22 protein-coding genes and 1 pseudogene are annotated in these 22,559 nt (G+C 61.1%); 14 read left to right on the top strand and 9 right to left on the bottom strand.

Annotated elements, in window-relative coordinates:
• Nucleotides 1-43 precede the first annotated feature (43 nt).
• The 3 genes and pseudogenes from kdpC (at nt 44) to M1B34_RS21440 (ending at nt 4,088) form a co-directional block, all read left to right on the top strand.
• Nucleotides 44-595 (top strand): potassium-transporting ATPase subunit KdpC, encoded by a 552-nt coding sequence (kdpC, locus tag M1B34_RS21430; RefSeq protein ID WP_268266164.1) that lies wholly within the window; start codon nt 44-46, stop codon nt 593-595.
• A 79-nt stretch (nt 596-674) separates the two neighbouring features.
• Nucleotides 675-3,326, top strand: coding sequence for a sensor histidine kinase (locus M1B34_RS21435; RefSeq protein ID WP_268266165.1), 2,652 nt, complete (start codon nt 675-677; stop codon nt 3,324-3,326).
• A gap of 67 nt (nt 3,327-3,393) precedes the next feature.
• Nucleotides 3,394-4,088 (top strand): annotated as a pseudogene (locus M1B34_RS21440) (response regulator).
• Between the two features lie 66 nt (nt 4,089-4,154).
• Here M1B34_RS21440 and M1B34_RS21445 read toward each other — a convergent pair.
• Nucleotides 4,155-5,192 carry a patatin-like phospholipase family protein gene (locus M1B34_RS21445; RefSeq protein ID WP_123328265.1) on the bottom strand — a complete coding sequence of 346 codons (1,038 nt, stop codon included), beginning with the start codon at nt 5,190-5,192 and terminating at the stop codon, nt 4,155-4,157.
• A 212-nt stretch (nt 5,193-5,404) separates the two neighbouring features.
• On the opposite strand from M1B34_RS21445, the gene M1B34_RS21450 reads away from it, so the two are divergent.
• The 3 genes from M1B34_RS21450 to M1B34_RS21460 all read left to right on the top strand — a co-directional run bounded on the left by M1B34_RS21450 (nt 5,405) and on the right by M1B34_RS21460 (nt 7,499).
• Nucleotides 5,405-5,683, top strand: a complete 279-nt coding sequence (locus M1B34_RS21450) for a hypothetical protein (RefSeq protein ID WP_268266166.1) — start codon at nt 5,405-5,407, stop codon at nt 5,681-5,683.
• A gap of 147 nt (nt 5,684-5,830) precedes the next feature.
• Nucleotides 5,831-6,598: a CHAD domain-containing protein gene (locus M1B34_RS21455; RefSeq protein ID WP_268266167.1), complete on the top strand. Its 768-nt coding sequence runs from the start codon at nt 5,831-5,833 to the stop codon at nt 6,596-6,598.
• A gap of 103 nt (nt 6,599-6,701) precedes the next feature.
• Nucleotides 6,702-7,499 carry an acyl-CoA thioesterase gene (locus M1B34_RS21460; RefSeq protein ID WP_268266168.1) on the top strand — a complete coding sequence of 266 codons (798 nt, stop codon included), beginning with the start codon at nt 6,702-6,704 and terminating at the stop codon, nt 7,497-7,499.
• Nucleotides 7,500-7,507: 8 nt separating this feature from the next.
• Here M1B34_RS21460 and M1B34_RS21465 read toward each other — a convergent pair whose 3' ends face one another.
• The 3 genes from M1B34_RS21465 to M1B34_RS21475 form a co-directional block, all read right to left on the bottom strand.
• Nucleotides 7,508-7,870, bottom strand: coding sequence for a terminase (locus M1B34_RS21465; RefSeq protein WP_268261598.1), 363 nt, complete (start codon nt 7,868-7,870; stop codon nt 7,508-7,510).
• Between the two features lie 128 nt (nt 7,871-7,998).
• A complete protein-coding gene (locus M1B34_RS21470) occupies nt 7,999-9,480 on the bottom strand; it encodes a methyl-accepting chemotaxis protein (protein WP_268266169.1) in 1,482 nt (493 codons plus the stop codon).
• An 85-nt stretch (nt 9,481-9,565) separates the two neighbouring features.
• Entirely contained in the window at nt 9,566-10,372 is an 807-nt protein-coding gene (locus M1B34_RS21475) for a TatD family hydrolase (protein WP_123328260.1), read from the bottom strand.
• Between the two features lie 235 nt (nt 10,373-10,607).
• On the opposite strand from M1B34_RS21475, the gene M1B34_RS21480 reads away from it, so the two are divergent.
• The 3 genes from M1B34_RS21480 (at nt 10,608) to M1B34_RS21490 (ending at nt 13,122) form a co-directional block, all read left to right on the top strand.
• A complete protein-coding gene (locus M1B34_RS21480) occupies nt 10,608-12,029 on the top strand; it encodes an MltF family protein (RefSeq protein ID WP_268266170.1) in 1,422 nt (473 codons plus the stop codon).
• Between the two features lie 100 nt (nt 12,030-12,129).
• Nucleotides 12,130-12,564: a DoxX family protein gene (locus M1B34_RS21485; protein WP_123328258.1), complete on the top strand. Its 435-nt coding sequence runs from the start codon at nt 12,130-12,132 to the stop codon at nt 12,562-12,564.
• A gap of 249 nt (nt 12,565-12,813) precedes the next feature.
• On the top strand, nt 12,814-13,122 hold the full coding sequence (locus tag M1B34_RS21490; protein ID WP_123328257.1) for a class I SAM-dependent methyltransferase: 309 nt from the start codon (nt 12,814-12,816) through the stop codon (nt 13,120-13,122).
• Nucleotides 13,123-13,197: 75 nt separating this feature from the next.
• On the opposite strand, the gene M1B34_RS21495 is transcribed toward M1B34_RS21490, so the two are convergent.
• The gene (locus tag M1B34_RS21495; RefSeq protein ID WP_123328256.1) at nt 13,198-13,827 is read right to left on the bottom strand and encodes a response regulator transcription factor; all 630 of its coding nucleotides are present in this window, start codon (nt 13,825-13,827) and stop codon (nt 13,198-13,200) included.
• A 424-nt stretch (nt 13,828-14,251) separates the two neighbouring features.
• On the opposite strand from M1B34_RS21495, the gene greB reads away from it, so the two are divergent.
• Entirely contained in the window at nt 14,252-14,725 is a 474-nt protein-coding gene (gene greB / locus M1B34_RS21500) for a transcription elongation factor GreB (RefSeq protein ID WP_268266171.1), read from the top strand.
• A 31-nt stretch (nt 14,726-14,756) separates the two neighbouring features.
• Here the strand turns inward: greB and M1B34_RS21505 are convergent, their stop codons facing one another.
• The gene (locus M1B34_RS21505; protein ID WP_268266172.1) at nt 14,757-17,261 is read right to left on the bottom strand and encodes an ABC transporter permease; all 2,505 of its coding nucleotides are present in this window, start codon (nt 17,259-17,261) and stop codon (nt 14,757-14,759) included.
• Nucleotides 17,261-17,944: an ABC transporter ATP-binding protein gene (locus M1B34_RS21510; RefSeq protein WP_268266173.1), complete on the bottom strand. Its 684-nt coding sequence runs from the start codon at nt 17,942-17,944 to the stop codon at nt 17,261-17,263. Before M1B34_RS21510 ends, M1B34_RS21505 begins: the two co-directional genes overlap by 1 nt.
• 10 nt (nt 17,945-17,954) lie before the next feature.
• On the opposite strand from M1B34_RS21510, the gene M1B34_RS21515 reads away from it, so the two are divergent.
• From M1B34_RS21515 to M1B34_RS21525, 3 genes are all read left to right on the top strand, one after another.
• Nucleotides 17,955-18,560: an arylesterase gene (locus tag M1B34_RS21515; RefSeq protein ID WP_268266174.1), complete on the top strand. Its 606-nt coding sequence runs from the start codon at nt 17,955-17,957 to the stop codon at nt 18,558-18,560.
• Nucleotides 18,561-18,615: 55 nt separating this feature from the next.
• A complete protein-coding gene (locus M1B34_RS21520; RefSeq protein ID WP_025127171.1) occupies nt 18,616-18,909 on the top strand; it encodes a hypothetical protein in 294 nt (97 codons plus the stop codon).
• A 130-nt stretch (nt 18,910-19,039) separates the two neighbouring features.
• A complete protein-coding gene (locus M1B34_RS21525) occupies nt 19,040-20,008 on the top strand; it encodes a L,D-transpeptidase family protein (protein ID WP_123328252.1) in 969 nt (322 codons plus the stop codon).
• A 127-nt stretch (nt 20,009-20,135) separates the two neighbouring features.
• Here the strand turns inward: M1B34_RS21525 and oprI are convergent, their stop codons facing one another.
• A complete protein-coding gene (gene oprI / locus M1B34_RS21530; protein WP_013791646.1) occupies nt 20,136-20,387 on the bottom strand; it encodes an outer membrane lipoprotei OprI in 252 nt (83 codons plus the stop codon).
• Nucleotides 20,388-21,043: 656 nt separating this feature from the next.
• Here oprI and M1B34_RS21535 point away from each other — a divergent pair.
• Nucleotides 21,044-21,325: a GNAT family N-acetyltransferase gene (locus M1B34_RS21535; RefSeq protein ID WP_123328251.1), complete on the top strand. Its 282-nt coding sequence runs from the start codon at nt 21,044-21,046 to the stop codon at nt 21,323-21,325.
• Between the two features lie 62 nt (nt 21,326-21,387).
• Here the strand turns inward: M1B34_RS21535 and M1B34_RS21540 are convergent, their stop codons facing one another.
• Nucleotides 21,388-22,464, bottom strand: a complete 1,077-nt coding sequence (locus M1B34_RS21540) for a 3-deoxy-7-phosphoheptulonate synthase (protein ID WP_123328250.1) — start codon at nt 22,462-22,464, stop codon at nt 21,388-21,390.
• Between the last annotated feature and the right edge of the window lie 95 nt (nt 22,465-22,559).

Consider the following 22,559-nt stretch of genomic DNA (forward strand, 5'->3'; position numbering starts at 1 on the left):
TTCGCCGGCTCTTGCAGGGACTGACTGAATCGAGGATTGAGAGATGTCTAGCGTATTGCGTCCGGCCTTGAGCCTGATGGTGTTGATGACCCTGATCACTGGCGTGGTCTACCCCTTGGTGGTGACGGGTGTGGCCCAGGTGGCGTTCCCGGATCAGGCCAATGGCAGCCTGGTGCGAGATGCCGACGGCAAGGTACGGGGCTCGGCCCTGATCGCCCAGGATTTTACCGGCGATGCCTGGTTTCACCCGCGTCCTTCGGCGGGGGCTTTTGCGACGGTGTCCAGCAGTGCCAGCAACCTGGCGCCGAGCAACCCGGCCCTGGCCACGCGGGTGATCGACGACGCCAACAAGTTGCAGGTACCCGGTCAGGGGCCGGTGCCCCTGGCGTTGCTGACCACGTCGGGCAGCGGTCTGGATCCGCACTTGCCTCCCGCAGCGATTAACTATCAACTGGCGCGGGTCGCCGCGGCGCGTAACGTGCCGCCAGCGACCTTGCAGCAACTGGTCGCGGCCCACACCGAACAACCGCTGGTGGGGCCACCGGTGGTCAATGTGCTGGCGCTGAACATGGCGTTGCAACGGCTAGCGTTGTAGGTGCGGGCAGGCTTGCGCTACACAGGTAACCACAGGCTCGCAGCAGGATGGATAGGTTTGAGTTCAGAGAGAGAATGGCATGAGTGATTCCGACCGCGCCGATGCGCTGTTAGCTGATTTGCCCCGGGACGGTCGTGGTCGACTCAAAGTCTTTCTGGGCGCCGCCCCCGGCGTCGGCAAGACCTACGCCATGCTCCAGGCGGCCCATGCCCAATTGCGCCAGGGGGTGAAGCTCCTGGCCGGGGTGGTGGAAACCCACGGCCGGGCGGAAACCGAAGCCCTGTTGGGCGGCTTGCCTCAGCAGCCGTTGGTGCGTTCCGAATACCGCGGCGTGATGCTCGAAGAGATGGACCTCGACGGTCTGCTCAAGGCGCGGCCAAGCCTAGTGCTGGTGGACGAACTGGCCCACAGCAACGCCCCGGGGAGCCGCCACGCCAAGCGCTGGCAAGACATCCAGGAGCTGCTCGCCGCCGGCATCGATGTATTCACCACGGTCAACGTCCAGCACCTGGAAAGCCTCAACGACCAGGTGCGCGGGATCACCGGTGTCCAGGTGCGGGAAACCCTGCCCGACTGGGTCCTGCAAGAAGCCTATGAGTTGCTGCTGGTGGACCTGCCGCCACGGGAACTGCTGGAGCGCCTGCGCGATGGCAAGGTCTATGTGCCGGAGCAGGCGCGGGCTGCCATCGATGCGTTCTTTACACAGACCAACCTCACGGCCCTGCGTGAGTTGGCCATGCAGACGGCGGCGGCCCAGGTTGATAACGATCTGGCCCAGGGCTATCGCCAGTTGGGGCAGGCGGCACCGGCGGTTCGTGGGCGTCTGTTGGTGGGTGTGGACGGCGATGACCAGGCCGAACGCCTGGTGCGTCACGCCAGCCGGGTGGCCCAGCGGCGTCACCTGCCCTGGAGTCTGGTGCACGTGGATAACGGCCGGGCGGCCGATGAGCAGTCACGCTTGCGTCTGCAGGCTGCCCAGCAATTGGCCGAGCGCCTGGGTGGCGAGGTGGTGCTGTTGCGCGCCGGCGAGGTGGCGAAAACCCTGATCCAACACGCCGCTGAGCGCCGCGCCAGCCTGGTGCTGGTGGGCCAGTCGCGGCAACGCTTTCGTCGTCGCTGGTTCGGTGGGGGGTTGGCGGAGCGCCTGCTGCGCCATGCTCGGGGCCTGGAAATCAACGTCCTCGACACGGAACTGCAACAGCAAGCCCCGGGGCTGCGGGTGCGACCTTCCCCGATCTGGTTTGATTACGCCCTGGCCCTGGTGGCGACGGCCTTGGCCAGTGCCCTGGCCTGGGGCGTGGCCAGTGTCCTGCCGTTGCCCAATATCTCCCTGGTGTTCCTCGCCGCGGTGTTGCTGGTGGCGGTGCGCAGCAGCCTGGGCCCGGCCTTGGCCTGCGCGGCGCTGTCGTTCCTGACCTATGACTTTCTGTTTATCCCGCCGAACTTCTCGTTTTCCATCCAGCGCGAAGAGGATGTCCTGACCCTGTTGTTCTTCCTGATGATGGCGGCGTTGACCGGCAACCTGGCCGCGCGCCAGCGCCGGCAGTTGCAGGCCCTGCGTGATACCCAGGAAGAAACCAGTGAATTGCTGGATCTGTCGCGCAAGTTGACTGCCGCCACGGATCGGCAAGCCGTCATCAGCGCCGCCGCCCAGCATTTGAATGGCTGGGAGGAGGTGCAGCTCTGCCTGCTCAACCGTGACGGCCAAGGTGGCTGGAAGGTGGAAACCGGTGGGCCCTTGGTGTTTTCCGAGTCGGAGCGGGCGGCCGCGGACTGGGCCTGGCAGCACGATCAGCCCGCCGGGCTGGGCACCGGAACCCTGCCTTCCGGGCGCTGGTGGTGGTGGCCGTTGTCCGTGGAGGACGGACCTTTGGGGTTGCTGGGTGTCTGTCCCCAAGAGGGCGAGACCTTCAGTGGTCAGCGGCGGCGCCTGCTGACTGCCCTAAGCCAGCCCTTGGCTCAGGCCCTGGCCCGGGCGCAACTGGCCGAAGACCTGGAAGCGGCCCGCCTGCACGGGGAAACCGAGCAACTGCGCAGCGCCTTGCTGGCCTCGGTGTCCCATGATCTGCGCACGCCGTTGACCTCGATGCGCGGCAGCATCGACAGCCTACTGGCCCTGGGCGAGGCAATTCCCCTGGAGGATCGTCGCGAATTGCTGGAGGGCACCCGGGATGAAGCCGAGCGCCTGGATCGCTACATCCAGAACCTGCTGGACATGACGCGCCTGGGCCACGGCGCCTTGAAGCTGGCCCGCGATTGGGTGGCCCCCGGCGATATTGTCGGCAGCGCCCTGGGCCATTTGCGAGCGGTGTTGGCGCCCCTGCACGTCACGACCGAGGTGCCGGCCGCGTTGCCGCTGCTTTATGTGCATGCCGCGCTGATTGAGCAGGCGCTGGTCAATGTCCTGGAAAACGCCGCACGCTTCTCCCCGGTCCAGGGGCGCTTGCAACTGCGGGTCGCGGCCGCTGACGGCGAACTGTGCTTTGCCGTGAGTGACGAGGGACCAGGGATTCCGCCCGAGGAGCGCAGCAAGATTTTCGACATGTTCTATACGGCGGCGCGAGGTGATCGGGGCGCTCAAGGCACGGGGCTGGGCCTGGCCATCTGCAAGGGCATGGTCGGTGCCCATGGCGGGCACATCAGTGTTGGCGACGGCATCGAGGGTCATGGCACTTGCATCACCTTGCACCTGCCTTTGCCGACCCAGCCCGGGCTGGAGGGCGAACCTTGAATGCCAAGCCCCGTGTCGCCGCTGGCTGCGCTACTCTGCAGCCCTTTATCAGCGTTGAATTCAGACCATGAGCCAGATCGCGACCATCCTGGTCATCGACGACGAACCGCAGATTCGCAAATTTCTGCGCATCAGCCTGGCCTCCCAGGGCTACAAAGTGCTGGAAGCCGTACCGGTACCGAGGGGCTGGCCCAGGCGGCGCTGAACAAACCGGACTTGCTGGTGCTCGACCTGGGCCTGCCGGACATGGACGGGCAGCAAGTGCTGCGTGAATTTCGCGAGTGGTCCGCGGTGCCGGTGCTGGTGCTGTCGGTGCGGGCCAGCGAAGGGCAGAAGGTCCAAGCCCTGGACGGCGGCGCCAACGACTATGTGACCAAGCCTTTCGGCATTCAGGAATTCCTGGCGCGGATCCGCGCCTTGTTGCGTCAGGCACCGGCGGGCGAGGCCCAGGAAGCGGCGTTGCAAGTGGGCCCGCTGACTGTGGACCTGGCCTATCGCCGTGTGTTGCTGGACGGGGCCGAGGTGGCTCTGACCCGCAAGGAATATGCGGTGCTGGCGCAGTTGGCCCGGCACCCGGGGCGGGTGATCACCCAACAGCAATTGCTCAAGGATATCTGGGGCCCAACCCACACCGAGGACAGCCATTACCTGCGGATTGTGGTGGGCCATCTGCGGCAGAAACTGGCGGATGACCCGACCCAGCCGCGCTTCATTGTCACCGAGGCGGGGGTGGGTTACCGCTTGTTGGCAGGCGAGGGTTGAGGGCATTGATGACCCGCTCTCCGCGGCCTGCAAAACATGGCAGGGCCTGGCTGGCCGCCGGTGCATTCAAGGCAAATCGTTCTCGTAGCGGTCCAGGGTATCGCGGGCAATTTCCCGTCCCAGCGCGATCAGCTCCGGGGCCTTGTAGAACTCAAAGAAGCGGCACACCCGCTTGGGCACGTTGATCAGGATATCCGGGGGGTAACCGGCGATCTTGTACTGCGCCAATGACGTCTGCATCACCTCGAAGCTCTGGTTGATCAGGTCCAGCAGGGACGCCGGGCCGACGTTATCGATGATGAACGAGCCACTGGCCGACTTCGGCGCGCCTTCGGACTCCGGAGCCGCGGCCGGTTGCTGGGCCTCGGGCTCGGCGGACTCGATCCATGGGTTGATATCGGCAGCTTGGGCCTTCAGTGCTTCCTGTTCGAGCAGCAACAATTGCTCGGCCTGCTTGCGGCGGAACGGCAGGTGCGAGCCGAGGGAGTTGATCAGGCTGTCGAAGCGGCTTTTGAAGGCCGGCGGGCGCTGGATGACCGGCAGTTGATAGTGGCGCTGGTTGGTGGAGTTGAGGTTGACGGCAATGATCAAGTCGCAATGACTGGACACCACCGGCACGATCGGCAGTGGGTTGAGCAGGCCGCCGTCCACCAACATGCGGTTGCCCTGCATCACTGGGGTGAACAGGCTGGGAATCGCTGCCGAGGCACGCATGGCTTGGTGCAGGCAGCCCTCCTGGAACCAGATTTCCTGCTGATTGGTCAGGTCCGTGGCCACGGCCGTGTAGGGGATGCGCAGCTCTTCGATGTTGATTTCGCCAACGATCTTGCGGATTTGCCCGAAGACCTTTTCCCCGCGAATGGCCCCCAGGCGAAAGCTGACATCCACTAGGCGCAGCACGTCGAGGTAGTCCAGGCTTTCGATCCAGTCCCGGTATTCATTGAGCTTGCCGGCGGCGTAGATCCCACCCACCACTGCGCCCATGGAGCAGCCGGCGATGCAGGCAATGTCGTAACCGCGCTTTTCGATTTCTTCGATGACCCCGATATGGGCGTATCCCCGGGCGCCGCCAGAGCCCAGGACCAATGCAACGCGCTTTTTCATGACTCATCCCTTCGGCAATCAGTTTGCAACAATGCACCTATTGGGTGCCTGGGTTCAATTCCCGGCCGCGAGCAGCGCGGGTTTTTCTAGGGGCGATGCCAACGTCCGGCTATGCTCTGGCCTGTCGGATTTTCCGTTGTGGAGGCTAGGCACTTTTCAGTGTCGGCACCGTCTTAAGCTGTACGACTGTTTGCTCTTTTGAGGTGTCATCGATGAAAGCCTGGATCTGTTTACCCCTGATTGCGTTGGCCCTGGCAGGTTGCGCAGGTAAAACCGCCTACCGTGACAGCTGCGGCACCCAGCTGGACGCGGCCTGGCATGAGCTGGACCTGGCCAAGGCCGAGGGTTTCGCCGGCACGGTCAGCTACTCCAAAGCCCTGTCGTTGCTGACAGGCGCCAAGACTCAGCAGCAGTTCGAGGCGTTCGAGGGTTGCGCCAAGAAAGCCGAAAAAGCACGCTTCTACATTCGCGAATCCCGCGCCGGCCGCTGATGCGGGCCGGTCCTCGGGCTCACGCTGTGGGCTCCGCAGGCCTTTATGACACAGCGCAATGCTGTGGCATCCTGCGGTGTCATTCTTGAGACAACTGGGGCGGCGGCAGGGAGCCGTCCTCCGGATTGCTCGATTCGAGGGTCAATAATGTCTGCCTTGGTTGATCGTTTGGTGGCTCAGGTCCTGGGCCTGGAAGTCCGTTTGTTGGCGTGTCAGGCGCGTTTGGCAGTGGCCACCGATCCGGAAGCGTTGCATGACTTGCGCACTACGGTGCGTCGCTTGCGCAGCCTGTTGCGCCCGCTGCGTGGTTTGCCGGGCGTGGAGCAACTGGAAGCGGCCGCGTCGGCGGTGGGCCAAGTGACCACGCCTTTGCGCGACCGAGAGGTGCTGGCCGCCTACCTGCATGAGCACGGCCAGCATGAGGCAGCCACACGGCGCATGGCGCAAATGGCCGAAGCCTATCCGAATGTGGCGCAAGGGCCGGAGTTGGCACAATTGCTCTTGGTGTTGGACGCGTTTCCACGATTCTTACGGGCCGCGCAGCGCCAGAAGATACTGCGGGGCTTGCGCCAGCGCATTGAAAAGCGTTTGGCCAAGCAGTGGGACGCCTTGGACCAGACCCTGCATGACCCGGCCCATGATCGCCATCGCCTGCGTTTGTTGATCAAGCGCGTGCGCTACGCGGCTGACGCCTACCCGGAACTGGGGCAGTTGCCCGCCAAAGCCATGTCTCGACTTAAGGCTGCCCAAGGCGCGCTGGGGGATTGGCATGATTGCTGGCAATGGCTGGCGCGAGCCGAACACGAACCCGACCTGCTGCCCTGTGTGCCGGTCTGGCGCAGCACCATGCTCAAAGCCGAAGCCCGTGCCGATAAGGTCCTCGCCAGGCTTAGCCGCGATTGCTTCAAGCGCTGACACATCGGCTTATCTGTCCGCGGGTTTGGCAGGAATAATGGCTGTGTGGCGGTGCGCTGCTGGTTAAGATCCCAGGGTCTTTTTCTGTCGCCATGAGGTTTGCATGCGCTTTTACGATTTGCTCGAAGCTGTTCGCGCCCAGCCATCGGCATTGTCGATCCCGGCTGAGTGGGCCCAGGGCCGTGCCAGTTTTGGCGGATTGGTGGTGGCCTTGCAGTACGAGGCGATGCGCGCCAAGGTGCCGCTCGATCGGCCATTGCGTTCTCTGGCGATTACCTTTGTCGGGCCGGTGGAGCCGGAGGTGCCGGTGAGCTTTGAGGTGGACGTGCTGCGCGAAGGCAAAGCAGTCAGCCAAGTGTTGGGACGGGTCATGCAAAAGGAGCAGGTGGTGACCTTGGTGCAAGGCAGTTTTGGTGCCTCAAGACCGTCCGAAGTCACGGTTCCGGCGCTGCCTGCACCTGCGATGAAACACTGGGATGAATGCCAGGAGCTGCCTTATATCAAGGGCGTGACCCCGGAGTTCCTGCGTCATCTGGCGATGCGCTGGGGCTTGGGCGACCTGCCGTTTACCGGCAGTCAATCCCGCGAAATGGGCGGTTGGGTGCGCTTGCGCGGTGACGTCAAAGAGGAGCCGCTGACCGAGGCCCATCTTCTGGCCCTGGTGGATGCCTGGCCACCGGCGCTGTTGCCGCACCTGAACAAACCGGCGGCGGGCAGCACCTTGACCTGGACCATTGAGTTTGTGCAGCCCTTGTTGGCGTTAAGCACCCTGGATTGGTGCAAGTACCGGGTAGAGATCGAACATGGCCGCGACGGTTATGGACACACCGCTGCCACCTTGTGGAGCCCCGACGGCCAACTGATCGCCTTGAGCCGGCAGACGGTGACGGTTTTCGGCTGAAGCCGCAGTCAACGGTGGTGGCGTTGGCGCCAGGCCCGCCACCACGCACCACTGAGGACAAAGCGCGGGAAGGTCAGGAACTGCTCCAGCAACAGGCGTTGGACGGCGTCTTTGCGGTCGCTGAAAGGCTCGGCTGCTTGCGCCTCCAGGCTGTGGCCGTGGCGCTGCAAACCCAGTGCAGCGAGCAATCCGACCACGCCGATGGCAATGCTCAAGAAACTCAACGAGAAGATCCCCGAGGCAATCAACAGGAAGCCGATGATGAACAGCGGCACGGCAATCAGGTGCAACACCAGGTTGGTCGGGTTGCGGTGATTGTCCGGGTAGGCGCGCCATTGCCAGGCTGGAAGGTTGGGGTGACGTTTGCCCATGGTGATCATCCTTAGTTCATGAAAACTCGTGAGCCAAGAATAGTTCGCCGCCGTGGCCTCGACGAATCAAGGCTGGCTATCGGGTTCATAGGCCCCGCCCGACAGAGAGCGGGGCGAGTGGGATGCCGCTACAGCTTCAACTGACCGATGGCTTTGCTCAATTCGCCGGCCAGGGTCGCCAGTTCGTTGCTGGTGGTGGCCGAGTTGACGGTCTGTTGCACCGTGTTTTCTGTGACATCGCGAATGCTCACCACCGCGCGATTCATTTCCTCCGCGACCTGGCTTTGCTGCTCGGCGGCGACCGCAATCTGAGTATTGCTTTCACGCATCTGTGCCACGGCACCGGTAATGTCTGCCAGCGCTGCACCCGCCTCTTGGGCCTGTTGCACGCAATCGTCAGCTTTGAACGAGCTTTCCTGCATGAAGTCCACAGCGTCCCGGGTTCCGGCTTGCAGCGCCGACACCATGGTGGTGATTTCGTCGGTGGAGGCTTGTACGCGTTTGGCCAGGTTTCGCACCTCGTCGGCCACAACGGCAAAACCGCGCCCCATCTCGCCGGCTCGCGCGGCTTCGATCGCGGCGTTCAGGGCCAGGAGATTGGTTTGCTCGGCGATGCTGTGGATCACGCTGACCACGCTGTTGATCTTCTGGCTGTCTTCGGCCAGGCGTTGAATCATTTCTGCGGTTTGTTGGACCCCGCTGGACAGGCCGGCGATGGACTTTTGTACCCGGCTGACCACTTCCTGGCCGCTGCCAGCGAGGGTATCGGCGGTTTTTGACAGGTCCCGCGTGGCGCCCGCGTGTTGTGCGATGTGGTAGACGGTGGCGGACATTTCGTTGATGGCCGTGGCGGCCTGATCGGTCTCGCTTTGCTGGCCGAGCATACCGTGGCGCACCTCGTTCATGCTGGAGGCCAGGCGCGCCGCGCCTTGATCCAGTTGCCGGGCGGTGTTGGCCACGGTGTTGACCACCCGCTGATAACCGGCCTGCATGGCGTTGAAGGCGTTGGCCATTTGCCCGACTTCATCCTTGCAGGCTAGGGGGACACGGGCCGACAGATCGCCGGTTTTCTCCACGTGCAGCATCACGTCTTTGAGGGTGTTGAGTTGGCTGAGGAGAAAGCGGATCAGTAATTGGGAGGCCCCGAGCATCGCCAGCATCAGGATGAACACCGCCACCGCATAGTTGGCAAAACGCTCGCCGAACACCTGGCTCAGGCTAGGACCGTAAGCCAGTACCGCCACCTGCTGACCGTCGGCTCGGCTGACCACTTCGGCCCCCATCAACGGGTTGTCGCCGAACAGCGGCATGTAGCTGAGCTCGACCCAGCCTTTGGCGGTGCTCAGTTCCGGGAGCGGTTGTTGGTTGAGGCTGGGTGTCTGGCCCTGATGAATGCTCAGCAGATGGTCCGCAGTGGGCAAGGGCTGCCCGTTTGGCCAGGCACTGAGCAATCGCGCCTGGGCCTGGGCGGATTGTTGCGAGGCCTGGCTGCGTGCTTGTTGTTCAAGCTGTACTGCGTACAGCACCAGGAGCAGGGTGGTGACAAAGGCGACCGCATTGACCGCCCAGAATTTGTACTTCAGCGAGATATTGCTAAGCCAGGCACCCATGGAAGGTCTTCTCTGATTGAGCGGAACAGTATTGGCAAGGTGCCATTATTTTGCCGCTACTCAGTCAGACGAATCTTGATATGGGTCAAGCTATTTCTGGCAAACCGAAGAAGGCTCGTGAGCACGCTGTGCTGTGGGCCGCCAGGTCTTCCTGGCTTTCGTTACGATGCAGGGCCACTTCGCGCAGGACTTCCGTCAGATAGGCCGGTTCGTTACGCCCGTTCTTAGGCTTGGGCCTCAGGCTGCGTGGCAATAGATAGGGCGCATCACTTTCCAGCATCAGGCGTCCACGAGGAATGTCGCGTACCAGCGGGTGCAGGTGGGTGCCTCGGCGCTCATCGCAAATCCAGCCGGTGATGCCGATGTGCAGGTCCAGGTCCAGGTAGCTGAACAGGGCTCGCTGTTCACCGGTGAAGCAGTGAATTACCGCGGCCGGCAGGCGGTCGCGAAAGTCCCGCAGAATCTCCAGCATGCGCTGGTTGGCGTCGCGCTCATGGAGAAAGACCGGCAATTGCAACTCGACGGCCAGGGCCAGGTGTTCTTCCAGGACTTTTTCCTGCTGCGCGCGCGGGGAAAAGTCGCGGTTGAAATCCAGCCCGCATTCGCCCACTGCCCGCACTTGCGGTTCACTCAACAAGCCACGTAGACGTCGGCCGCTGTCGGCATTCCAGTCCTTGGCGGAGTGGGGGTGGATACCGGCGGTGGAGAACAGTCGCTGGTTGCTTTCGTCCAGTTGCAGGCACAGTTCCAGGGCCTGCTCGCTGCCTTCGATACTGGTGCCGGTCAGGACCAGTTGGCAGACGCCAGCCGCGTAGGCTCGGTCGAGAACGGCTTGGTGTTTTTCGGCGAAACTGGAGTTGGTCAGGTTGACGCCGATATCGATGAGTTGCATGGTGCTACCTCCGCCTGCGGCCGGAAAGCATATCAGAGCTGTGGATTTATAAGAAAAGCCAAGAACTACAACGACTTGAAGCTGTCTGTTGCTGCCGGAACAACGCACTGCCTGTGATATCCACACGTGCCGCGCTCCGTCTTTCGCACGTTGCCAGCGCTCCAGGCGCTCTGTTTCTTTCGAGCAATTCTTCAAGAAACACGAAGGATTGACCCCGTATTCTTCCGGAGAGCGGATGACCCGACCCTCTGTTTTACTCGTGCTGTGCCTTTTGTGGCTGCTGCCCTTGCCGGCGGTTGCGCGCTTGACTGGCCCGCCGGAAGTCATTGCGGCGGGCCAGGTTCGCGACCTGGCGGAGATTCGCAGTAGCCGGGTGCTGCGGGTGCTGGTCAATCAGAGTCGCAACAGCTCCGGCGAGGTCCAAGGCCAGGCCATTGGCGTCGAGTACCACCGCTTGAGGGCCTTTGAGCAATACCTCAATGGGTATGCCCGTGACGGCCAGGCCATCAAACTCAAGATTATTCCCAAAGCCAAGGACCAACTGCTGGGTGCCTTGCAGCGAGGAGAGGGCGACCTGGTAGCGCCCGGGGAACTTCTGGAGGCTCAGTCCGGGCAGGCTGTCAGTCCCAGTGACCCCATTGCCAGCAATGTTCCACTGTTGTTGGTGGGGAAAAAGGGCGAGCGTCGTTACACCCGGGTCGAGCAGTTGTCCGGCAAGACTCTGGCGCTGACCACGGGCAGCGCCGCAGGTGATTCGGTGAGCCTGCTCAATCAACAACTGGCCCTGCACAAGTTGGCGCCGATCAAGGTGGAGTGGGTCGATCCCAGCCTGGCGGTCGAGGATGTTCTGGAAATGGTCCAGGGCGGGATATTCCACCTGACCATCGTTGAGCAACCGATTGCCGAGCGCTGGAGCAAGATCCTGCCCAAGTTGCGTTTTGACAAGCAACTGAAGATCAGTGAACCGGGGCAGGAGCATTGGTTCGTGCGGCGTGACGCGTCAATGTTGCGTGCCAGTATCGACCGCTTCCTCAAGACCTATAAAACGCCGGCCGACCTGGACGTGGCTTTCTTGCGTATCTACCGCCGTCTCTACCAAGTGCATTACCCGTTGGCTCGGGCTGATCGCCAGCGCTTGGAGAAGCTGCGTCCGGTGTTGCAGAAGCATGCCGGTGAACAGGGCATGGACTGGTTGAACCTGGCAGCGCTTGCCTTCAAGGAGTCAGCGCTGCAACCCAATGCCAAAAGCGGCAGCGGCCCCACCGGGTTGATGCAGATTACGCCGTCGGCGGCGCAGCGGGTGGGGGTGAGTAATATCCAGTCCCTGGATGACAACGTGCAAGCCGGCGCCAAGTACCTGGCGATGATTCGCCGCAAGTTTTTCGCCAGTCCCAAGCTTAATGAGCGCGAGCGTATGGCCTTTGTACTGGCGGCCTACAACATGGGGCCGGAGCGGGTACAAGGGATGCGCACCGAGGCCAAGCGCAGGGGCTTGAACCCGAACCAGTGGTTCTTCCAGGTGGAGCGCATCGCCATGGAGCAGGTGGGAATGGGGGCGGTCAGCTATGTTAATAGCGTCAATAAATACTATTTGGCGTTCGATCGGGAGCGTGACTCGTTGGAGCCTCAGGAGAGAAAAGTTGCCTCACGCAAATAATCGATAAATCTGATTGTTTTGACGGATTTTTTCGGCTTTTATCATTATAAAAACTGATTAGTATGGCGACCAATTCTTCTCCAAACACAAGGAACACCCCATGAGCACTCTGATCACTAAGCTGTTGAGCACCCGCGCAGGCTATGGCCTGACTGTCCTGCGAATCTTTGTCGGTATCATTTTTACCGCCCACGGCGGGCAGAAACTCTTTGGTCTGTTTGGTGGCTATGGCTTGGCCGGGACCGCGCAATGGATGGAGAGCATCGGCTTGGCGCCGGGTTACTTGATGGCGCTGCTGGCGGGCGGTACAGAGTTTTTCGGCGGCCTGGCATTGATCATCGGCCTGTTGGCACGGCCGGCGGCATTGGGCTTGTCGTTCACGCTGCTGGTGGCGATTTTCTCGGTGCATATCAGCAACGGCCTGTTCATGGCCAACAACGGTTATGAGTTCGCCCTGGCTCTGCTGGGGGGCACCATCGCTGTCCTGTTCGAAGGCGCTGGCAAGCTGTCGCTGGACGGCGCGATCATTAAGTAAACACGGAGTTTGAACAAAAAAGGCCCGCCCAATGCGGGCCTTTTTCGTTGCAGCAGATTCTTGACACTGTCCTACCCGTTTCTCTAGGATGCTGCCCATGCGCCGATTTAAACAGCTACTTGCGGGGCGCCAGGTGAGTCAGAAGACCACCGATAGAAGCTTGAACAAGGCTTCGAAATACCGCTAAAGCGCTGGTTCGGTGTTGCCTCTCACCTGCCCGGCAGAAACTTGAGGCAGAGACACGACACGATGAATGCACTACGCCCCTTTGTACGTCTTGAGCCGATCACGGCGAACCTCGCCTTGCGCAATCCCAAAATCCTTCTCTCGGGCACTCATCAGCCCACACTGCTGCGCTATCTCGACGGCTGGCCACGGCGAAATGCAGGCCCGGCGGCCTTTCTGATTCAGTTTGTCGAAGATGGCGAATCATTGGCGCGCTTTGCCAACGACAGCTTCGATCTGGCGGTGGTTCAGGCACCCAATGCCGAGCAGGCCGCCGATGTCATCAAGCATCTGACCCGCATTGCTCGCCAGGGATTGCTGACTCGGCGCTGATATCACCCGGTGATCGTTCGCCAGTGAGCACGGTGCTCACCGGCACAGCGAACGAGTGGTGCAAACATCCCTACCTCAAACGACGGCGTTGCGCTTGGCCAACTCTGCCAGGGCCACCAAGTTGGAGATATTGAACCGTTTGAGCAGTCGCACTTTATAAGTGCTGACGGTTTTGTGGCTGATTAACAGCGTCTCAGCGATCTGTTGGTTATTGAGCCCTGTGGCCAACATTTTGAGGACGGTTATTTCTCGGTCTGTGAGCCGGGAGATCAAGACGCTTTCCTGGCTTGCGGCACTGGTGTTCTGCTGCAGGATGTTGATGGTGTCTTCCGGGAAGTAACTGTAACCCGCCAAAATCGCTTTGACGGCGCTGGCCAGTTCATGCAGGTTTTCAGTCTTGCAGATAAACCCTGCCGCACCCGCTTGAAGGCAGCGCAGCGCGAAGTTCTTGGAATCGCTGGAGGTCAGGACCAGGGTCTTGACTTGCAGCCCGGCTGATTTGATGTGGGCGATGACCGAGAAACCGTCAAGCTTGGGGATGCCCAGGTCGAGTATCAGCAAGTCCGGAAGGTGCTTGCGCACCAATTGAACGGCATCGGCGCCGTTGTCGGCCTCGGCGATAATCCTGTGGTGATGGGGTTCGAGTATGGATCTTATCGCTAGCCGAATCAGCGGGTGGTCGTCGACGATAATGATGTTTCCCATTGAGTACGTTCCCTTTGGTGGGTTGAACATTTGGGTGGTCGTGGCTTGCGCCGGGAAGTCGTTGCTAAGTCTTGGGTTGAACGTGTTGCTGTTGTTCAGGCTTATGATTGTCTGACCTCTCTGAAATCTAAATCGGACAAATCTGATAGTTGTGTCCGGTTTGTCGAGAGGGGCCGTGAGGGTCGTGGAAGGCTTGTTGCGGGTAGGGTTTTCGCTGTCGAAGCGGGCCGGCCAGGCGGCGTTGATTTATTATCCGGGCCCGGCAAGGTAACTTACCCAGCGGCGTAACCGAGGTGGCTCTGGACTGAGGTTTTTAGCAAGGCAGCGCAAGACTTCGAGCATTCAGAAGTGAGGCGCGAATCGGTTATAAGGGCTTGTTTCGGCAGCGCAACAGCGACTTCAAAGCACCAGGGTGGTTAGCCAATTGAGTACCAAGCTCATTACGCAGGAAGGTTACGAAGCTCTGAAGAAAGAGCTCGATTATCTGTGGCGGGAACATCGCCCCGACATTACGCAAAAAGTCACGTGGGCCGCCTCCTTGGGGGATCGGAGTGAGAATGCGGACTACCAGTACAACAAGAAGCTCCTCCGAGAGATTGACCGCCGGGTGCGCTATTTGCGCAAGCGCCTGGAGGACATGAAAGTTGTTCCTTATGCCCCTGAGCAGGAGGGACGGGTGTTTTTTGGAGCCTGGGTCGAAGTTGAAAACGAAGAGGGTGAGACCAAGCGTTTTCGCATCGTCGGTTACGACGAGATTTACGGGCGTAACGACTACATCTCTATCGACGCACCCATGGCTCGGGCCTTGCTGAAGAAGGAAGTGGGCGATGAGGCGTTGGTTCAGACGCCAGGGGGGGAGACCTGCTGGTGGATCAACCTGATCGAGTACAACCGCTAAGCCCGCCCCGAGGTGCGGCGGGCTGAGCTCTTCAGCCTTCGCGCAGCACCGTCAGCGGGCTGGCGTTCAGGGCGCGGCGTGTACCGAATACCCCTGCGCTCCCGACCAGCAATGCGCCGATCAATGGCAATAGCAGTAACCAGGGATGAGGGTGCCACGGCAGGTCGAAGGCGAAGCGGTAAAGCACCAGGCTGATTACCTCACAACCCAGGGCTGCCAACAGGCCGCTCATGGCGCCGAGCAGGCCGAACTCGATCCGGCGTGCCTTGACCAACAACCGTCGTTCCGCGCCCAGTGCCCGCAGCAGTGCACCCTGGTGAATACGTTCATCCAGGGTGGCTTGCAGGCCGGAAAACAGCACAGCCAACCCCGCCGCCAAGACAAACAGCAACACGTATTCCACGGCCAGCGTGACCTGGGCGAGGATGCTGCGCAGTTGCTCGAGCAAGGCTTCGACCTGAAGAATGGTCACCGCCGGGAAGGCCCGAGACAGCTCGACGATCTGCTGATCGTTACCGGCGCCGAGGTAGAAGCTGGTCAGGTAAGTGGTCGGCAAGTCTTTCAAGGTACCTGGCTGGAAGATCATGAAGAAGTTCGGCTGGAAGTTATCCCAGTTGATCTTGCGCAGGCTGGTGACCTGGGCCTCTCGGTTGACGCCCGCCACAGTGAACGTCAGGCGATCCCCCAGTTTCAGCTTCAGGCTCTCTGCAACCTTGCCTTCCACCGAGACGCCAGGCAGATCAGCGCTGGGCTGTGCCGACCACCAAGTGCCTGCGGTAATGCTGTTGCCCGCCGGCAGGTCGGCGGCCCAAGTCAGGCTCAGGTCGCGCTGCACGGCGCGATCGCCGCTGGAGTCTTTGCTGACGATTTCCTGGACGGCCTCACCGTTGATGCTGATCAGCCTTCCCGGCACCACCGGGTAAAGCGGTGCCGACGGTGCGGAGAGTTGCACCAGGCGCTCGGTAAAGGCTTGTTTGTCGGCGGGCAGGATGTTCAGGGCGAAATAGTTGGGGGCGTTTTTCGGCAACTGGTTCTGCCAGGTGTCCAGCAACTCGCCGCGCAACAGGGCAATCAGCGCCATCGACAAGATGATCAAGCCAAACGCCAGGGATTGTCCGGCTGCGGCCAATGGGTAGCGCAACAACTGCCCCAGGCCCAAGCGCCAGGGCAGGGACGAGCGGGCCAGCAAGCGTCGCAGGCTTTGCAACAGAAGCAGCAGCAACCCGCCCAGGATCACCGCCGCCACTACACCGCCGCCGAGCAGGGCGAAGGTCAACACCAGGTCCAGACTCAAGCGCCACATGATCAGGCCCAGGGCAAAGAGCGCGGCGCCGTAGATCAGCCAGGTGCTGGAGGGAATCGGCAGCAGGTCTCGACGCAGCACCCGTAGGGGCGGCACGCGGCCCAAGGCCGCCAAGGGCGGCAAGGCAAAGCCGGCGAGGGCGACCAGCCCGGTGCCGATGCCGGCGATGGCTGGCAGTAAACCGCCGGGTGGCACGTCGTTGGGCAGCAGGTCGTGGAGCAGGGAAAACAGGCCGAACTGGGCCAGCCAGCCAAGCAGGGCGCCGCTTAGGCTGGCCAGTAGACCGAGAACGGCCAATTGCATGCTGAACAGCAGCAGGGTTTCCCGCCGTGACAGGCCCAGGCAGCGCAGCAAGGCGCTGGCATCGAAGCGACGGGCGGCAAAACGGTTGGCCGACAACGCGACCGCAACCCCGGAAAGCAGCACGGCCACCAGGCTGGCCATATTCAGATAGCGCTCGGCTTTGCCCAGAGCACCGCCGATCTGCTGATTACCGTCCCGGGCATCCTGCAGGCGCTGGTTGGCCGCCAGGCCAGGCTTGAGCAATTGCCGGTAGGTTTCCAGGGCTGATGAGGGGCCGCGCCACAGTTCCTTGTAGCTGACTCGACTGCCGGGCTGGACCACACCGGTGGCGTCCAAGTCCGAAAGGTTGATCAACACTCTGGGTGTCAGGCTGTAGAAGTTGCCGGCACGGTCGGGTTCATAGGTCAGGACCCGGGTCAGGCGCAGGCTTTTCATGCCGACGTCGATGCTGTCGCCAATCTTCAGGTCCAGGGCCGTCAATATGCGCGACTCCACCCAGGCTTCGCCCGGTTTGGGGCCGCCTCCCGCTTCTTCTGCGGCATAAGGGGCGGCAGCGCTTTTTAGTTGGCCGCGCAGGGGGTAGGCCTCATCGGTGGCCTTGATGCTGGACAGCTGGATGCTGTTGTCCGTGGCGATGACGCTGGAAAATTCGACGATGCGGGCGTGTTCGAGGCCCAGCTCTCGGCCGCTGTTAAGCTGCTCAGCGCGCGCCGGCGAACTGCCTTCAAGCACCAGGTCCGCCCCCAGGAACTCCGTGGCACGCAAAAGCATCGCGCCGTTGAGACGGGCCCCGAAGTAGCCGATGGCGGTGCTGGCCGCAACGGCCACCAGCAAGGCGAAAAACAGGACCCGCAGTTCGCCGGCGCGGGTGTCGCGCAGCAATTGGCGGAGGGCGAGGCTGAACAGGCGCAACAGTGGCAAGCGTGCCATCAAGGCTCCAGAGGGGCGACCAGCAGGCCCGCTTCAAGACGGATCAGGCGCCGGCAGCGATGGGCCAGGCGTTCATCGTGGGTGACCAGCACCAGGGTGGTGCCGCGCTCCTGATTGAGCTCGAACAACAGATCGCTGATGCGCTCGCCTGTATGGCTGTCGAGGTTGCCAGTGGGTTCGTCGGCAAACAGCACGTCGGGTTCGGCGGCGAAGGCTCGGGCAATGGCGACGCGTTGTTGTTCGCCGCCGGAGAGTTGCCGTGGCGAGTGGCTCATGCGCTGCCCAAGGCCGACCCGTTGCAGCAGTTGTGTGGCGCGTTCCCGGGCATCTTTGCGACCGTCCAGCTCCAGCGGCAACATGACGTTTTCCAGGGCGTTGAGGCTGTCGAGCAACTGGAAGGACTGAAAGACGAACCCCACATGTTCAGCCCTGATTCGCGCTCGTTGATCTTCATCCAATGTGCTCAGGGCGCGGCCGGCGAGCGTGACTTCGCCGCTGCTGGGAAGGTCGAGCCCGGCCAGCAGGCCAAGCAGGGTGGATTTGCCGGAGCCCGAGGCGCCGACGATGGCCAGGCTGTCGCCCTGGTTCAGGTCCAGGCTGAGTTCGTGCAGGATGGTCAGTTCACCTTCCGCGCTGGGAACCACTTTGCTAAGGTTCCGCGCAGTGAGAATGCTTGCGCCCATGGAGAGTCCGATGCGTGTGTGGTTTTTGAGTGCTGGCTTGGCCCTGATGTGCATGGCCCATAACGCAGCGGCGGGTACAGTCCTGATCGTTGGCGATAGTATCAGTGCGGCTTTCGGCCTGGATACCCGACAAGGTTGGGTCGCATTGCTCGAACAGAGGCTCAAGGCCGAAGGTTTCGATGACCAGGTGGTCAATGCGTCGGTCAGTGGCGACACCAGTGCAGGAGGCCAGGCGCGCCTGCCGGCGCTGCTTGCAGAGCATAAGCCCGAGCTGGTGATCCTGGAGCTGGGGGGCAATGACGGCCTGCGTGGGCAGCCGCCAAAGCAATTGCAACAAAATCTTGCGTCGATGATCGACAGCTCCCGGGCCAGCGGTGCCAAGGTGCTGCTGCTGGGCATGCGCATTCCACCTAACTATGGCGTGCGTTACACCCAGGCGTTTGCGGCGGTGTACAGCAACCTGGCCGACGAGAAGAAGGTCGCTTGGGTGCCATTTTTCCTGGAGGGCATTGCCGGGATTCCCGAGCTGATGCAGGCCGATGGTCTGCACCCCGCCGCAGTCGCTCAGGGCAAGTTGCTGGAAAATGTCTGGCCGACGCTAAAACCGCTGCTTTGACGCTTTTCTAGCGGCAGTGTTTCGGCTAATGTGGCGCCCCGATTTGGAGCCCCCGATGCCGCGTCCCGCCTGGTCCCTGTTTGCCTATCAACTGATCGAGCCTGATGAACAGCTTGACCTGTTCGCTTGCCAGGAAGTTAAGGTGCATCTGGTCACGCGGCAGTTGGAGTTGGGTGGGTCCGCCGACCGGACCTTGTGCGGCACCTTGTTGCCGGCGCAACCTCGCTGGTCGAGCGTGGACCGAACCATTTTCCAGGACCAGCGACTCTGCCCACTGTGTCGGGCGATTCTGGAATCGCAGAAGCGCGGCACGCCACCGATCTGGCCCGAGTTGCGCTTCGAACTCTAGGCCATCGCGACTGCTGGTATTTCGACAGGGATTTCGTCTGACTGCGCTTCTGCCCAGGCGGCTGCCTCAGCCTTGGGTGGCGGTGTACAATCGTTTTTATTTCCCGTTGATCATGCGAAGGATTTTCCGGATGTTGCCGCGTTTTCCCGCCGTCACCCGCTGCCTGACCCTTGCTGCACTGTGTGTGGCCGGCCCCGTTGCAGCATTGGAATTGCCTCTACCACCGCCTGGCGAAGACATTGTCGGCCAGGTGCAGGTGATCAAGGCCAAATACGAAGACACCTTTGCTGACCTGGGCACGACCTACGACCTGGGTTACCTGGAGATGGTCGCGGCCAACCCGGGGGTGGACCCATGGTTGCCCGGTGCGGGCACCGAAGTGGTGTTGCCGACGCGCTTCATCCTGCCTCCAGGGCCTCGCGAAGGCATTGTCATCAACCTGGCCGAGTACCGTTTGTACTACTTCCCCAAGGGCCGGAACGTGGTCTACACCTTCCCCTTGGGGATCGGTCGCGAAGGTTGGGGCTCGCCTATCGCCCACACCAGCATCACCGCCAAGACGCCGAACCCGACCTGGACGCCACCTGCATCGATCAAGGCGGAGCATGCGGCCGATGGTGATCCTCTGCCGAATGTGGTGCCGGCGGGCCCGGACAATCCCCTGGGGCCTTTCAAGTTCACCCTGGGTACGCCTGGCTACCTGATCCACGGCTCGAACAAGAAGTTTGGTATCGGCATGCGCACCAGCCATGGTTGCTTCCGCATGTTCAACAACAACGTGCTGGAAATGGCCGGGATGGTTCCGGTGGGTACGTCGGTGCGGATTATCAACGACCCGTACAAGTTCGGCATCAGCGCCGGCAAGGTCTATCTGGAAGCCCATACACCGCTGGATGACAAGGGCAACCCGTCGGTGGTGGACAAGCACACGGCGGTGATCAACGCCTTGCTCAAGCGTGAGGACCTGGCGAATAACCTGCGTATGAATTGGGACGTGGTGCGTGACGTCGTGGCAGCGGAAGACGGCCTGCCGGTAGAGATCGCCATACCCAACAATGCGCCAGTCGTGTCTAGCGCACCTATCGATCTGCAGCAGTAAGCGATGGGCCAGAGACCCGTCGATACCTGAGGGTGTCGGCGGGTTTTTTTATGGCTGGAGGAAAGTCCGGGCCATAAAAAAGCCGACCCATAAAATGGATCGGCTTTATAACAATCCCGAGGGACTATTACTTGCGGCTAGCTTTTTCAAGCATACGCAGAGCGCGCTCGTTAGCTTCGTCAGCAGTCTGTTGTGCTTTTTGAGCAGCAGCCAGAGCTTCATCAGCTTTACGGTAGGCTTCGTCTGCACGAGCCTGAGCACGAGCTGCTGCATCTTCAGTAGCAGTCAGACGAGCTTCGGTTTCTTTAGTTACGCTGCTGCAACCGGTAGCCAGAACTGCGGCCAGAGCCAGAGCAGAGAATTTCAGAACGTTGTTCATCGTGTTCCCCTTCAAGGACTTTCTATTAATAGCTATCACCCCAGAGTGAGGAAATAGCCGGCGTACATACTACCCATTACTTGTAGTAAGTAAACTGACGTAGCGCAAGAAGCAAAAAAAATTCTAGGCGGTGAATCTTTTTAGGGCAACTTTTCATTCAGTTGTATAAAAAATATGCAACGGCAAGGCCTGGCCGGGGGCTGTGGCCCGCGCTGTGATAGCTCTGTCGGGCCAGCCAGGTCGCAGTTTCGGAGTGTAGGCTAGAGTCGCTTTATATTGCCTGGGCTACACTTTTCTTCAGATTTGCCAACCGCTCTCCAGGTATCTTTATCCATGTTGAGGTGACTTTAAGAAGGTGCGCTCGTCTTAAAGTTCAACATCCGGCGATGTTTGGACCGTGGGCCATTTGGCAGTGCTTTCATTGTGCTATCTGTGTGACACGCTGATCGGGGCTTGGCGGTCTTGTGTCATGGATTGCCAAGACGAGCGTGCCTTGAGCATTTGCGCCAATGACGCCTACTATTTGTATCGTGCTCGTTGTTCGAGAGCGATAGCTCTCCTCGGTGTCCAACTGGCACGGGGTGGCGTAGTTGTTCCTTCGCCGGAAAAACATCGGTAAGGTAGGGGTCATAATTCCAGACCCGCAAGGAGTAGTGATGAGCGAGGCGTTGTCCATCCACCATGACCAGGCTGGTCATCAGTTCGAGACCAATGTGGACGGTCATCGTGCCTACCTGACCTATATGGACCTGGGTAAGCAGACCCTGGATATCTATCGGACCTTTGTACCCAATGCGCTGCGTGGCCGCGGCATTGCTGCTGCGCTGACCGAGCAGGCGCTGGATTACGCTGAGAGCATGGGCTATACGGTCATTCCGTCATGCTCCTATGTCGAGCGCTATATGGAGCGTCATCAGCGCCACGCCGCGAAGCTGTGATCGAGGCCGCTCCATAAAAAACGCCGGGCAATGCCCGGCGTTTTTGTGTCTGCCAAAAGCAATCAGCTGCGATTGCGTTTCGGCAACACGTCCTTGAGCTTGGCGTGCATGCTGCGCAAGGTTTTCTCGGTGCTTTCCCAATCGATGCAGGCATCGGTAATCGACACGCCGTATTGCAGTTCGGCCAAGTCTTTCGGAATGGCCTGGCAGCCCCAATTCAGATGGCTCTCGACCATCAGACCGATGATCGACTGGTTGCCTTCGAGAATCTGGTTGGCGACGTTCTCCATCACCAGTGGCTGCAGTGCCGGGTCCTTGTTGGAGTTGGCGTGGCTGCAGTCGACCATGATGTTCGGCTTGATCTTGGCCTTGACCAAGGCCTGCTCGCACAGGGCGACACTGACCGAGTCGTAGTTCGGCTTGCCGTTGCCGCCGCGCAATACCACGTGGCCATAGGCGTTGCCTTTGGTGGTGACGATGGACACGCCGCCTTCCTGGTTGATGCCCAGGAACCGGTGCGGGCTGGAAACCGACTGCAGGGCGTTGATCGCCACGGTCAGGCCGCCATCGGTACCGTTTTTGAAGCCTACGGCCGAGGACAGGCCGGACGCCATTTCACGGTGGGTCTGGGATTCGGTGGTGCGTGCGCCGATGGCCGACCAACTGATCAGGTCCTGCAGGTACTGCGGGGAGATCGGGTCCAGGGCCTCGGTGGCGGTGGGCAGGCCCATTTCCGCGAGGTCCAGCAGCAGTTGACGACCGATGTGCAAGCCGTCCTGGATCTTGAACGAGTCATCCAGGTACGGGTCGTTGATCAGGCCTTTCCAGCCGACGGTGGTCCGCGGCTTCTCGAAGTAGACGCGCATGACGATATAGAGCGTGTCGGAGACTTCAGCCGCCAGGACTTTCAATCGCTCGGCGTACTCGTGGGCCGCCTTGATATCGTGGATCGAGCACGGTCCGATCACGACGAACAGGCGGTGATCGGTGCCATCGAGAATATTGCGGATCACCTCGCGACCTTTGGTTACGGTACGCAGGGCAGTGTCGCTCAGAGGGATGTCTCGCTTGAGCTGATCGGGGGTGATCAGAGTCTCGTTCGAGGCGACGTTAAGGTCGTTGATCGGTAAATCAGCCATCGTGTTACTCGTCAGGTCACGGGTGCCGGCCGCCAGCGATCCCCGCGCGGCGGAGCACAGCGGATTTAAGCGCGTCGGGGAGCCGAACCTTAGCG

Origin of the sequence: Pseudomonas morbosilactucae, from assembly GCF_023241715.1 — a bacterium.
Lineage (GTDB): Bacteria > Pseudomonadota > Gammaproteobacteria > Pseudomonadales > Pseudomonadaceae > Aquipseudomonas > Aquipseudomonas morbosilactucae.

Excerpts from the sequence above, each read along its gene's own strand:
- kdpC (WP_268266164.1), top strand. The coding sequence starts at position 44 with ATGTCTAGCGTATTGCGTCCGGCCTTGAGCCTGATGGTGTTGATGACC.
- M1B34_RS21435 (WP_268266165.1), top strand. The coding sequence starts at position 675 with ATGAGTGATTCCGACCGCGCCGATGCGCTGTTAGCTGATTTGCCCCGG.
- M1B34_RS21445 (WP_123328265.1), bottom strand. The coding sequence starts at position 5,192 with ATGAAAAAGCGCGTTGCATTGGTCCTGGGCTCTGGCGGCGCCCGGGGA.
- M1B34_RS21450 (WP_268266166.1), top strand. The coding sequence starts at position 5,405 with ATGAAAGCCTGGATCTGTTTACCCCTGATTGCGTTGGCCCTGGCAGGT.
- M1B34_RS21455 (WP_268266167.1), top strand. The coding sequence starts at position 5,831 with ATGTCTGCCTTGGTTGATCGTTTGGTGGCTCAGGTCCTGGGCCTGGAA.
- M1B34_RS21460 (WP_268266168.1), top strand. The coding sequence starts at position 6,702 with ATGCGCTTTTACGATTTGCTCGAAGCTGTTCGCGCCCAGCCATCGGCA.
- M1B34_RS21465 (WP_268261598.1), bottom strand. The coding sequence starts at position 7,870 with ATGGGCAAACGTCACCCCAACCTTCCAGCCTGGCAATGGCGCGCCTAC.
- M1B34_RS21470 (WP_268266169.1), bottom strand. The coding sequence starts at position 9,480 with ATGGGTGCCTGGCTTAGCAATATCTCGCTGAAGTACAAATTCTGGGCG.
- M1B34_RS21475 (WP_123328260.1), bottom strand. The coding sequence starts at position 10,372 with ATGCAACTCATCGATATCGGCGTCAACCTGACCAACTCCAGTTTCGCC.
- M1B34_RS21480 (WP_268266170.1), top strand. The coding sequence starts at position 10,608 with ATGACCCGACCCTCTGTTTTACTCGTGCTGTGCCTTTTGTGGCTGCTG.
- M1B34_RS21485 (WP_123328258.1), top strand. The coding sequence starts at position 12,130 with ATGAGCACTCTGATCACTAAGCTGTTGAGCACCCGCGCAGGCTATGGC.
- M1B34_RS21490 (WP_123328257.1), top strand. The coding sequence starts at position 12,814 with ATGAATGCACTACGCCCCTTTGTACGTCTTGAGCCGATCACGGCGAAC.
- M1B34_RS21495 (WP_123328256.1), bottom strand. The coding sequence starts at position 13,827 with ATGGGAAACATCATTATCGTCGACGACCACCCGCTGATTCGGCTAGCG.
- M1B34_RS21505 (WP_268266172.1), bottom strand. The coding sequence starts at position 17,261 with ATGGCACGCTTGCCACTGTTGCGCCTGTTCAGCCTCGCCCTCCGCCAA.
- M1B34_RS21510 (WP_268266173.1), bottom strand. The coding sequence starts at position 17,944 with ATGGGCGCAAGCATTCTCACTGCGCGGAACCTTAGCAAAGTGGTTCCC.
- M1B34_RS21515 (WP_268266174.1), top strand. The coding sequence starts at position 17,955 with ATGCGTGTGTGGTTTTTGAGTGCTGGCTTGGCCCTGATGTGCATGGCC.
- M1B34_RS21520 (WP_025127171.1), top strand. The coding sequence starts at position 18,616 with ATGCCGCGTCCCGCCTGGTCCCTGTTTGCCTATCAACTGATCGAGCCT.
- M1B34_RS21525 (WP_123328252.1), top strand. The coding sequence starts at position 19,040 with ATGTTGCCGCGTTTTCCCGCCGTCACCCGCTGCCTGACCCTTGCTGCA.
- oprI (WP_013791646.1), bottom strand. The coding sequence starts at position 20,387 with ATGAACAACGTTCTGAAATTCTCTGCTCTGGCTCTGGCCGCAGTTCTG.
- M1B34_RS21535 (WP_123328251.1), top strand. The coding sequence starts at position 21,044 with ATGAGCGAGGCGTTGTCCATCCACCATGACCAGGCTGGTCATCAGTTC.
- M1B34_RS21540 (WP_123328250.1), bottom strand. The coding sequence starts at position 22,464 with ATGGCTGATTTACCGATCAACGACCTTAACGTCGCCTCGAACGAGACT.